An 11,712-nucleotide genomic window follows, 5' to 3' on the forward strand; every position below is an offset into this window, starting at 1 on the left:
GATGGTAAACCTTACGATCGACGGACAACAGGTAACGGTACCTAAAGACGCTACCATTTATGATGCTGCCAAAGCGGCCGGCATCAGGATACCCATTCTCTGTCACGACAAGAAGCTCCATCCCTTCGGCGGTTGCCGCATGTGCCTCGTTGAAGTGGAGCAGATGAAGGGAAGACAGATCCCTGCATGCACGACACCCGTCACTGAAGGGATGATCGTGAGCACTATGACGCCGGAAATCATCAAGGCCCGCAAGATGGTGCTTGAGTTGCTCCTGCTCAAGCACCCGATTGATTGCCCTGTATGCGATGCTGCGGGGGACTGCGATCTTCAGAACTTGACCTATGAATATGAGGTGAACGTAAATCGCTTTGTCGATGAGAAGTTCCAGCACCAGATCGACTATGAAAACCCCCTTATCGAAAGGGATATGAACCGGTGCGTTCATTGCGGGAAGTGCGCCCGGATCTGTGACGAGATCGTCTCCTTTGGCGCCTACTCCTTCATCAATCGCGGCATCGAGGCAAAAATCGGGACCCAGTTTGACGGCCCCCTGAACTGTGAGTTCTGTGGTTCCTGTGTTTCGGTATGCCCGGTTGGGGCGCTTATTTCTCGCCCCTTCAAGTTCAAGGCACGTTGGTGGTCCCTCAACAAGGTCAAGACGGTCTGTTCGTATTGCGGCACCGGCTGCAACCTTACCCTTGGGGTAAAGGACAACAAGGTTCTGACGACGATTTACGATGAAAATCAGGGTTTTCACAACGGTCAACTCTGTACCCGTGGCCGTTTCGGCTACCAGTTTGTGAACAGCTCGAAGCGGCTTACCACTCCTCTTGTCCGCAAGGGTGGTCAGTTGGAGCCAGCTACCTGGGACGAGGCCCTTGGTCTCGTCCGTCAGAAACTCACAGAGGCAAAAGCTGCGGGCGGCGCCTCCTGTGCTGGCCTTGTCACGCCGCGCCTTACCAACGAGGAGCTCTTCCTCTTCAAGAAGCTCTTCAACGGTGCCATAGGGTCAGACAATATCGACCATTCGGCCGGTTACGGGCATAGGGCTCTTACTGACGGAGCGGCCGAGAGCATAGGTTTTCCCGCATCCCCTGCGACGATTGCCGACATTCAGGCGGCTGACCTCCTGCTTGTGGTCAAGAGTGACGCGTACGAGACTCACCCGGTTCTCGGCTTCGAAATTAATCTCGGTGTTAAGCGCAAAGGCGTTGATCTTCGAATCGTTTCGGACAAGAAAGGGAAGCTTTGCAGACTTCCCAAGGCAATAACCTATCTGCACAAACCCGGGACTGAAGTTGCTCTGCTCAACGCCATTGCGAAGGTGATCGTTGACGAGAACCTGGCTGATAGTGCTGCCGCTTCGATCAGCGGGTATGATCAGTTCAAGAAGGGGCTCGAGGATATCGGTAACGTTCAGGCGATTGGGGTGAGTGCCGAGGAAATCGCCACGCTTGCTCGGGATTACGCAAACGCCAAAAAGGCCCTTATCGTCCTTCCTGCCGGTATCGGTTATCCGGGACATGGTAAGGCGCTTGCGCAGGCGGCACTTAACCTTGCGATCCTCACCGGCAAGATCGGTACTGACGGGGGTGGCGTCCTGATACTCGGCGAAAAGAACAACAGCCAGGGGGCGGCCGATCTGAAGCTCCATCCGGAAGCCGGGGGGAAGAATGCAGCGGCGATAATCGACGGTTGTGCAGACGGAACGGTAAAGACGCTGTATGTTGTGGGCGAAAACCCGGTGGTCTCTTATCCGGGTCGGCAGAAAGTCGAGGCAGCACTCGACAAGGTCGATTTCCTGGTTGTTCAGGATCTATTTCTGACGGAGACTGCTGCAAAGGCGGATGTTGTCCTCCCCGCCTGCTCGTTTGCCGAGAAAGACGGCAGCTTCACCAGCGTCGGCAAGGCCGTGCAGCGTGTGCGCAAGGCGATCAAACCCATTGACCAGGCAAAGAGTGATTTCGAGATCCTGGCCGATCTCAGCGCTACGATCGGAGACGGCAAGCGCTACCGCGACGTTGCCGAGGTCTTTGCCGAAATAGCGAGCAATGTTCCCGCCTATGCCGGTCTCACCCTGGAAGGGCTTGGCGACACCGGGCACATTTATGCCGTTTCGCCCAAGCCTCGCTTCATATCTGTCCCAAGTGACTTGGTCGTTACTGAGGCTGGCAAGCTGGCTCTCGTTACCGGCAGCGCACTGTACCATTGCGGCACCATGTCGCTGTACGGAGAGGGACCGATGTACGTTTGCCCCGAGGGGTACGTCGAGTTGAGCCGGGTGGACGCGAAGAGGCTCGGAGTCGAAGACGATGCTGTCCTGACGGTCAAATCGAAGAATGGCGAAGTTAAACTTAAGGCGAAAGTGGGGAATCGCATGCCTGAGGGAGTAGTATTTACCCCCTACCACTTTGCAGACCAGTCGATCAATAGCATTACCGATGGCTCGCCAGTCACATGGGTCACCGTCAGCAAGTAGCCAATATCATCCGGGTATAAATTACTAATAGAGGGGAAGAGGAGCATATGGGATACGAAATATTAGGATTGCCGATGGCCTACTACGTTGCCATGGTAGCCAAAGTGCTCGTCGTCTTTGTGTTTGTCCTGCTTACGGTGGCATATGCCACCTATGCCGAGCGTAAGATCATCGGCCACATGCAGGTTCGCCTTGGTCCCATGAGAACCGGCTGGCATGGTCTTCTGCAACCTATCGCCGATGGCCTGAAACTCTTCTTCAAGGAAGAGGTAATCCCATCCCAGTCGAGCAAGTTTGCGTTCTTGATCGCACCGTTGATTGCTCTGGTGCCGGCATTCATTTCCTTCGCGGTAATACCCTTTGGGGATACGGTAGAGGTTGCCGGCTACAAGATTCCGCTCCAGATTGCTGCATACTATGATACTGCGGCAGGAAAGGTTGTCGACATCAACGTGGGCGTCCTCTACATTCTTGCTCTTGCCTCGGTGGGCGTATACGGTATTGTCCTCGCCGGCTGGGCTTCCAACAGCAAGTATTCCCTGCTCGGTGGCCTTCGTTCGTCCGCCCAGATGATTTCATACGAGTTGGCAGCCGGCCTTTCAATCATTGCGGTTTTCATGCTCTCCGAATCTCTCTCGCTGCAGAAAATCGTCGCCGATCAGGCGGGATTCGGTTGGTATGCCTTCAAGCAGCCCCTCGCATTCATCCTCTTCTTTATCTGCTCGCTGGCGGAAATCAACCGGACACCCTTTGACCTTCCCGAAGCGGAAAGTGAACTTGTCTCCGGCTTCTGCACCGAATACTCCAGTATGAAATATGCCATGTTCTTCATGGCTGAATATGCAAACATGATTACTGTCTGTGCCGTAACTACGACCCTTTTCCTAGGTGGCTGGCACGGTCCCTTCCCTCCCGTCATAAACTTTGTCGCGAAGGTTTACTTCCTGATCTTCACCTGTATGTGGATCCGTGCTACGTATCCCCGCTATCGCTACGATCAGCTTATGCGTCTCGGCTGGAAAGTGTTCCTCCCCCTGTCGCTGTTGAACATCGTCGCCACCGGCGTGATTGTCGCGCTCTAGTCAACTTCATGACGAGGATATCGAAATGATTGTGCCGCTGCTTAAAGGACTCAAGATCACCCTGTCGCATCTGTTCCAGAAGCCCATCACGCTCCAGTATCCTGACGAGAAACCGCAGGTTTCGCCAAACTTCAGAGGACTTCACGCCCTTAAGGTTTCCCATGATCGGGCCAAGTGCGTAGCCTGCTATCTCTGTCCGACGGTCTGTCCGGCCAAGTGCATTACCGTCGAGGCGGGTGAAGATCAGAACCACGACAAGTATGCAGAGCGCTACGAGATTGACATGCTGCGCTGCATCTTCTGCGGATACTGCGTCGAAGCATGCCCCGTTGATGCACTCAGGATGACGGGTGAATTTGAGTTGGCAAACTACAAGCGTGAAGATTTCGTCTTCGTCAAAGAGAGACTTTTAGAAAAACGATAAAGGAGCAGCAATGGAAACGTTCTTCTTTACGATTGTGGCAGCGGTGGCTGTCCTGGCCAGTCTTCTGGTCATTACCTGCAAGAACCCGATCAACAGCGCACTCTCCCTCATTTTGACGTTTTTCTGCCTCGCCACGCTGTACGTGATGCTTGACGCTCCGTTCATGGCGGCAATCCAGGTCATCGTCTATGCTGGAGCGATCATGGTTTTGATCGTGTTTGTCATCATGCTCCTCAATCTGCGATCTGAAGCCGGAAAGCGGAGTTCCCATACTGTACTGTTCGGGAGTTTGATCGGCGTCTTCACCCTCTTCCAGCTCTTTTATCTGCTGAACCGCAGCGCACTCACCGGCGCCAAGGGAGGGGTTGACAGCGACCTGATCCACAGGATCGGCCACACGGAGATAATCGGTAAGGCTCTTTACACGGACTTCCTCCTCCCCTTTGAGGTGACTTCAATTCTGCTCCTCGTGGCAATCATCGGCGCAGTCATTCTCACAAAGCGTAAAATTTAACCGATAGGGGTAAAGCTCATGGTACCTTTGCACAGCTACTTGATTCTCAGCGCGATACTCTTCTCCATCGGGACTATTGGTGTCCTCACGCGGCGCAACGCCATCGTCATCTTCATGTGCGTGGAGATGATGCTGAATGCCGTCAACCTGACCTTCATTGCCCTTTCCCGGCATCTGGGGAGTATTGATGGCCAAATCTTCGTCTTTTTCGTCATGACGGTTGCGGCAGCTGAAGCGGCAGTCGGACTCGCTCTCATGATCGCCTTCTACAAGAATCGCGAGTCGATCGACGTCGAGGATATCAAGCTGATGAGGCTGTAGAGAACGAAATCCCGAATTTCGCGCTATAAAGGAGTCTGGAATGTTCGAGTACGTATGGCTGATACCCCTGTTCCCGCTGATTGGTGTTGTCATCAACGGTCTCTTCGGGAAGAAAATCAAGAACGAGACGGTGATCGGCGGCCTTGGCGCCCTGATGGTCTTCTGTTCCTTCCTCGTGTCCTGTGGGATTCTGATCGAACTTCTCGCGAAGGGGTTCGAGGAGCGCGTCTTTGAGAAAGTGCTCTTTACCTGGATCAAGGCAGGCACCTTCAAGGCTGACATCGGTTTTCTCATTGATCCGCTTTCGGCACTCATGATCATGGTGGTTACCGGGGTGGGCTTTCTGATCCACGTTTACTCCATTGGTTATATGCATGGAGAAGAGGGCTTCTACCGGTATTTCACCTACCTTAACCTCTTTACGTTTTCCATGCTGCTACTGGTGCTGGGCAACAACCTCCTTCTCATGTTCGTCGGCTGGGAAGGGGTTGGTCTCTGTTCCTATCTCCTGATCGGATACTACTTCCACAAGAAATCGGCGGGTGACGCCGGCAAGAAGGCGTTTGTCATGAACCGGGTCGGTGATTTCGGATTTCTCCTCGGCCTGTTCACCATGTACTGGTATTTTGGACATACTCATAACGTCTGGACGATAAATTTCCGTGAGCTGGCCGCAAACGCCCACCTGCTTCCCGTCGGTGGCGTCGTCACGGTCATTACCCTCTGCTTCTTCCTTGGTGCAACCGGCAAGTCTGCACAGATACCGCTCTACACCTGGCTTCCGGACGCGATGGAAGGCCCCACACCGGTTTCCGCACTTATCCACGCCGCTACCATGGTAACCGCTGGCGTATACATGATCGGGCGGATGAACTTCGTTTACATTCGCTCCCATGAAACGATGATGGTGGTTGCCATCGTCGGTGCAGTTACGGCAATCTTCGCTGCAAGCATTGGCACGGCGCAAAACGACATCAAGCGGGTTCTTGCCTATTCAACAGTGTCGCAGCTCGGGTTCATGTTCCTCGCCATGGGCGTGGGAGCGTTCACGGCAGGAATATTCCACCTCATGACCCACGCCTTCTTCAAGGCATGCCTCTTCCTTGGGTCGGGCTCCGTTATCCACGCTATGCATCATGCGTTGCATCATATCCATTCTCACGACGACCCGCAGGATATGAGGAACATGGGGGGACTCAAGGCTGCAATGCCAATAACGTTCCTCACATTTCTGGTGTCTACCATCGCGATTTCGGGTATTCCGGGATTTTCCGGCTTCTTCTCCAAGGATGAAATACTGTGGCAGGCGTTTGCCAATCCGCTGCACGGAGACTTGAATATTGTTCTCTGGGCTACGGGGTCTATTGCTGCGGGTTTCACGGCCTTCTACATGTTCCGGCTTGTATTCATGACATTCTTCGGTGAGTGCAGGATCAAGGAAAAAGCAAAGGGCCATCTTCACGAGTCTCCCTTTGTCATTACATTCCCCCTGATTGTATTGGGAATCCTTGCAATCATAGGTGGTTATGTCGGGATCCCCAAGGTTATCGGGGAGGTGTTCGGCGGCATTCCTAACCTTTTCGAGCACTACCTGGAGCCTGTTTTCAAAGGGTCCCAGGAGTTTATGGCGCAGCAACTCCCCCACGCAGAAGCGCATCACAGCGCGGCCCTGGAATGGGGACTCATGGGTATCTCCGTGGCCGTTGCAGTAGTGGGGATTGCCATCGCCTTTTTCCTCTACGTTGTTTCGCCATCCACTCCGGCGAAGTTTACGGCAGCTTTCCCGCGACTCCACCGTGCCGTTTACAACAAGTGGTACATCGACGAGCTTTACGATTTCCTCTTTGTCAATCCTTGCAAAGCCCTTGGGAATTTCCTCTGGAAGGGATTTGATGTCCTCGTGGTCGACGGCATTGTGAACGGAGTAGCCGGAATCGTTAAAGGGATTGGCAGCGTTCTGAGAAACGTTCAGACCGGTTACGTACATAACTATGCCCTCAGCATGGCCCTCGGCGTGGTTGTAATCGTGGCGTTCTACCTCTTTCGCTAATTGAGAATAACTAGGACCAAAGGAGCAGATTCATGAGTCAGTTTCCCTTAATCAGCGTGATGACCTTTCTTCCACTTCTGGGGGTCGTACTGCTCTTCTTCGTCCCCAAGCAGAGCCATTCGGTCCATCGGATGCTTGCTATGCTTGTCACGCTGGCGACCTTTGCCGTTTCGTTGCCGCTGCTGACAGGCTTCCAGAGCAATGCTGAGTTCCAGTTCGTGGAGAAGGTTCCCTGGATCGCCGCCGGGCCGTTCCAGATGAATTATCAGGTCGGGATTGATGGGATCAGTATCTGGCTCGTGATGCTGACGACCTTCATTATGCCGATTGCCATTCTTTCGACATGGACGGCGGTGGAGGAGAAGGTAAAGGAGTATATGATCTGTCTCCTGCTCCTTGAGGTCGGCATGCTTGGCGCCTTTGTGTCGCTCGACCTCTTTCTCTTCTACATCTTTTGGGAAGTCATGCTTATTCCGATGTACTTCATCATCGGTATATGGGGTGGCAAGAACAAGATATACGCTGCAGTCAAGTTCTTTATCTACACGATGGTCGGCTCGCTCCTCATGCTGGTCGCCTTGGTTACGCTCTATTTCAAGGCGGGCGGCGGTGACTTCAACCTGCTAAGGTTCTATGAAGTTGGGCTCGATCCTGCTACACAGACGTGGATGTTCCTTGCGTTTGCCCTTGCCTTCGCCATAAAGGTACCGATGTTCCCGCTGCATACCTGGTTGCCCGATGCCCATACCGAGGCCCCGACAGCCGGTTCCGTCATACTGGCGGCTGTCCTTCTGAAGATGGGTACGTATGGCTTTGTCCGGTTTGCCATGCCGCTGTTCCCCGATGCAACGGCAAAATTTACCCCCCTCTTTGCGGTTCTGTCGGTAATCGGGATCATCTATGCTGCTTTGGTTGCCATGGTGCAGGAGGACGTCAAGAAGCTGGTCGCATACTCGTCGGTCGCCCACCTGGGCTACGTGATGCTTGGCGTGTTTGCCCTCAACCTGCAGGGACTTTCGGGTGGGATGCTGCAGATGCTCAACCATGGTGTCTCCACCGGCGCACTGTTCCTTATAGTCGGCTTCATTTACGAGCGCCGCCATACACGTCTGATCACCGACTTCGGCGGTCTTGCGAAGCAGATGCCGGTCTTTGCCACTATCTTCATGATTGTAACCCTCTCGTCCATCGGGTTGCCGGGAACCAACGGCTTCGTAGGTGAGTTCCTCGTACTGCTCGGTTCCTTTGAGAGCGAGCTCCGCTGGTATGCCATAATTGGAACGAGTGGCGTGATTCTGGCGGCAGTCTATATGCTCTGGATGTTCCAGCGGGTCATGTTCGGCGAGCTGAACAATCCGAAGAACCAGACCCTTGCCGACCTGAATGCGCGTGAGGTTGCACTGATGCTTCCTCTGCTGGTGCTTATCTTCTACATGGGTGTGTATCCGACCCCGTTCATTGACAAGATGAGCCCCTCGCTTGAGAAGTTGATTGTGCACGTGAAGTCGAGACAGACGGCCAGGGCGCAGATTCCCCAGATGCCGGCTCCGCAGGCGATGCCTGCTGCCATGATGCCGCCTGTTGAGTCCAAGTAACCGTCTCAGAACAGCCACCGGAGGAAACTTAGATGGAAACTATCGCAATTCCTGCCATTAACTTTGCGCCGATCATGCCGGAGGTCATCCTCTCGATCTTCGGAATGGCGCTGCTGCTTGTGAACGTGTTCGTTCCGAGCGAGCAAAAGGCCTATTTGGGATACCTGAGTCTCGGTGGTATTCTGCTCACCGCGGTAACGGTCTTGAACGGCTGGAACGCGCCCGTTTCGGGCTTCAGCGGCTCGGTACTGCAGGACAACTTTGCCGTGTTTTTCAAGTGCATTTTCCTCCTCTCCGGAGGGCTGACGATCCTGATATCGGATCACTACTTTAAGCGTGAGGGGTGCAACGTGGGTGAGCTGTACCCCCTGCTCCTCTTTGCCACAGTAGGCATGATGCTCATGGCGTCGGGAACCGACCTGATGACCATATTCCTCGGTCTGGAAGTCCTTTCGGTCTCCCTCTATATCCTTGCGGGCCTCAATCGTGCAAGTCTCAAGTCGAATGAAGCCGGTCTGAAATATTTCCTCCTCGGCGCGTTTTCAACCGGTTTCCTTCTGTACGGCATGGCGCTGACCTATGGTGCAACCGGCACGACCCGCGTCATAAAAATTGCGGAATTCATCACGCAGAACGGTGTCGTCGCCCAGAACCCGATGTTCTTCATCGGCATGCTTCTGATGGCGGTCGGATTCTCGTTCAAGATTGCGGCGGCCCCCTTCCACATGTGGACCCCCGACGTCTATGAAGGCGCTCCTACCCCGATGACGGCGTTCATGTCCGCCGGGCCGAAGGCGGCTGGTTTTGCTGCCTTTATGAGAGTCATCCTCATCGCGTTCCCGACGCTGAAGGCCGATTGGTCGGCTCTCCTCTGGATCCTGGCGGTTCTCACCATGACGATCGGCAACCTGATCGCGCTCAATCAGGACAACATCAAGAGAATGCTTGCCTACTCCTCCATTGCCCACGCGGGGTACGCCCTGGTCGGTTTCACCGCGGGTAATGCCGAAGGGACGGCCGGCATCCTCTTCTACATGCTCTCCTATGCCTTCATGAACATCGGTGCGTTTGCGATCATCGTACTCGTCGGCAAGAAAGGTGAGGAAAACAACAACGTTTCGGATTATGCGGGCTTTGCCACGAAGCACCCTGTCCTTGCCCTGGCGATGTCAGTCTTTCTCTTCTCCCTAGCAGGCATGCCCCCCACGGCCGGATTCATCGGCAAGTTTTATCTTTTCTCAGGCGCCATCAAGGCGGGTTACATCTGGCTTGCAATCATCGGCGTACTCAACAGCGCGGCCTCGGTCTATTACTATCTGAGGGTCATGGTCTACATGTACATGAAGAACCCGGTCGAAGAGTTTGACTGGATGAAGTTCTCGGCTCCGGTTACGCTCTGTATCGTCATCGCGGTTGTCGGGGTGCTCGTCCCGGGCGTTATGCCGGCGTACCTCCTCGAGCTTGCTCAGAAAGCGGTTCTCCTCTAAGTTTCCAGCTAGATATCTGAACGAAAAAGCCCCTTCATCTGAAGGGGCTTTTTCGTTCAAATGAAAGAATCCAGGAATTTCAACAGCGTCATCGAATACGAGCGGAGAATGGCGGAAATCCGCCGAGGAGTTCGCGGTACTCGCGTTGTTCGGTGTCCTGGCGAAGCTGGGTGATTGTCGTATTAGAGAGAATTGCTTGCTGAGATCCTGCCGGGAGAGTGTGCCGTTACCGATGCGGTAGAATAGGGGAACGGCTACTGGTTGACACCTTGCGCCTGTTCGCTCTGAATCCATTCAGGCTTGGAACGCTCACTGTGAAGATGGAACCGGCAAAGCCACGGTCGTCAATCGCGCATTAGGATTGAAGGAGAGATTACGGCGGGGAGCTGCGCCTATCCGATGACAGCCTGAAGCGATTCGTCGATTTTGTCGACATCGACCTTCGTGTTGAAGCAGGGACCGAAGGGGCGGTCGTTCAAGACGCCAATAACCGGCAAAGGATAACAGTCCTTGATCCCCGAGGTGAGATCCCGTTCGCACGCCACCGCAAGGACGAGTTTTGGGCGCTTCTCGATGATCACCTTTCGGGCGAGGGTTCCGCCGGTGGCGACGGAGATGTCGATTGAGTACTTGTGGGCAAGGTCGGCAAGACCCATGATGTTGCATCGGCCGCAACGGGCGCATTTGTTGATGTCGCCGGTGACCTTGATTTCGCATTCGAACAGCTGAAGGCAGTGAGGGAGAAGGATCAGGACCCTATCAGGCTTGACCTTGAACCGCTGCGAGAGGACAAGGCTGTTGTTCATTGCGATGAAGGACTGGCGGATGGTGTCGATGGAGATGCCGCAGGCCCGTCCGATCAACTCGATGACGGGGAGGAGAAATTTTACCACGACGCCGCGGAGAAAGCGGGTAAACAGGATGTCCTTTCCGAGGGCTGTTGTCAGGACGAGGACCAGGGTACCAACGAGGGCGATGAGCGAGAGGGCGCCAAAGGCGATGCCGACAATGCGCGGCAGGGACGGGTGTATGTTGGCGAGTCCCGTGGTGGGGATCCACCAGAGGAGATAGATGACGCCAACGATCATGAGGCAGGTGAGCCCCATGAGGGTGACGAACAGGCGTTTTTTGGGCTGCTGGTGATCAGGCATCGTGGATTCCTGGCTGAGAACCGAGTTTGGTGCCCGGCTCGATGCGATAACCGGCAAGGAAGTCAGTGGCCGGCAATCGTTTCCGTCCCTCAAGCTGGAGTTCTTCAATGAGCAGGCTTCCCGTGCCGCAGGCGACAAGGATTCCCTCTTTGCTGGACTTGATGACGAGGCCCGGTTCGCCGGTGGAGCAGTCGACGGACGCCCTGCAGATCTTCAGGGTCTTGCCGTGAAGCGAAGTGTACGCACTGGGCCAGGGGGTGAGGCCACGGACAAGGTTCTTGATGTCACGCGCGGATCTCGTCCAGTCGATGAGGCCGGTTTCCTTTTTGAGCATCGGAGCATAGCAGGAGAGGGCGTCGTCCTGTTTCTCGCGGGCCAGGGTGCCGGCCACCAGACGGTCGAGCGTCTCGGCGATGGTCTCTGCCCCGAGGCGGGAAAGCCGGTCGTGAAGCGATTGCGCGTCTTCGTCGGGGTCAATGGCGATGGCCCGCTTTACCAGCATGTCGCCGGTGTCGAGGCCGGCATCCATCTGCATCGTGGTGATGCCGGTTTCGGTTTCGCCGTTGATGAGACACCAATTGATGGGGGCAGCGCCCCGATACCGGG

Annotated in this window: 10 protein-coding genes; 8 read left to right on the forward strand and 2 right to left on the reverse strand. The window is 54.8% G+C overall.

From position 1 onward, the window contains the following. Position 1: 1 nt before the first annotated feature. The 8 genes from M6689_RS01915 to M6689_RS01950 are packed head-to-tail and all read left to right on the forward strand — an operon-like array spanning position 2 to position 9,955. Positions 2-2,482 carry a molybdopterin-dependent oxidoreductase gene (locus M6689_RS01915; protein ID WP_298267163.1) on the forward strand — a complete coding sequence of 827 codons (2,481 nt, stop codon included), beginning with the start codon at positions 2-4 and terminating at the stop codon, positions 2,480-2,482. A 47-nt stretch (positions 2,483-2,529) separates the two neighbouring features. After that, positions 2,530-3,564, forward strand: a complete 1,035-nt coding sequence (gene nuoH, locus M6689_RS01920; protein ID WP_298267166.1) for an NADH-quinone oxidoreductase subunit NuoH — start codon at positions 2,530-2,532, stop codon at positions 3,562-3,564. Positions 3,565-3,589: 25 nt separating this feature from the next. Continuing rightward, on the forward strand, positions 3,590-3,988 hold the full coding sequence (nuoI, locus tag M6689_RS01925; RefSeq protein WP_298267168.1) for an NADH-quinone oxidoreductase subunit NuoI: 399 nt from the start codon (positions 3,590-3,592) through the stop codon (positions 3,986-3,988). Between the two features lie 10 nt (positions 3,989-3,998). Then, complete coding sequence (locus M6689_RS01930) at positions 3,999-4,502, forward strand: NADH-quinone oxidoreductase subunit J (RefSeq protein ID WP_298267170.1); 504 nt, start codon at positions 3,999-4,001, stop codon at positions 4,500-4,502. Positions 4,503-4,520: 18 nt separating this feature from the next. Next, positions 4,521-4,823, forward strand: a complete 303-nt coding sequence (gene nuoK / locus M6689_RS01935) for an NADH-quinone oxidoreductase subunit NuoK (RefSeq protein ID WP_298267171.1) — start codon at positions 4,521-4,523, stop codon at positions 4,821-4,823. Positions 4,824-4,863: 40 nt separating this feature from the next. Continuing rightward, complete coding sequence (gene nuoL / locus M6689_RS01940) at positions 4,864-6,873, forward strand: NADH-quinone oxidoreductase subunit L (protein ID WP_298267173.1); 2,010 nt, start codon at positions 4,864-4,866, stop codon at positions 6,871-6,873. 32 nt (positions 6,874-6,905) lie between these two features. Then, positions 6,906-8,468 (forward strand): NADH-quinone oxidoreductase subunit M, encoded by a 1,563-nt coding sequence (locus M6689_RS01945; protein WP_298267175.1) that lies wholly within the window; start codon positions 6,906-6,908, stop codon positions 8,466-8,468. Positions 8,469-8,500: 32 nt separating this feature from the next. After that, entirely contained in the window at positions 8,501-9,955 is a 1,455-nt protein-coding gene (locus M6689_RS01950; RefSeq protein WP_298267178.1) for an NADH-quinone oxidoreductase subunit N, read from the forward strand. 392 nt (positions 9,956-10,347) lie between these two features. On the opposite strand, the gene M6689_RS01955 is transcribed toward M6689_RS01950, so the two are convergent. After that, complete coding sequence (locus M6689_RS01955) at positions 10,348-11,106, reverse strand: DUF116 domain-containing protein (protein ID WP_298267180.1); 759 nt, start codon at positions 11,104-11,106, stop codon at positions 10,348-10,350. Then, the coding region (locus M6689_RS01960) for a methionyl-tRNA formyltransferase (protein WP_298267182.1) at positions 11,099-11,712 on the reverse strand (614 nt) is incomplete at its 5' end. The genes M6689_RS01955 and M6689_RS01960, both read right to left, overlap by 8 nt.

This window comes from Geobacter sp., from assembly GCF_027327745.1.
In the GTDB taxonomy this organism is placed as follows: Bacteria; Desulfobacterota; Desulfuromonadia; order Geobacterales; family Geobacteraceae; genus Geobacter.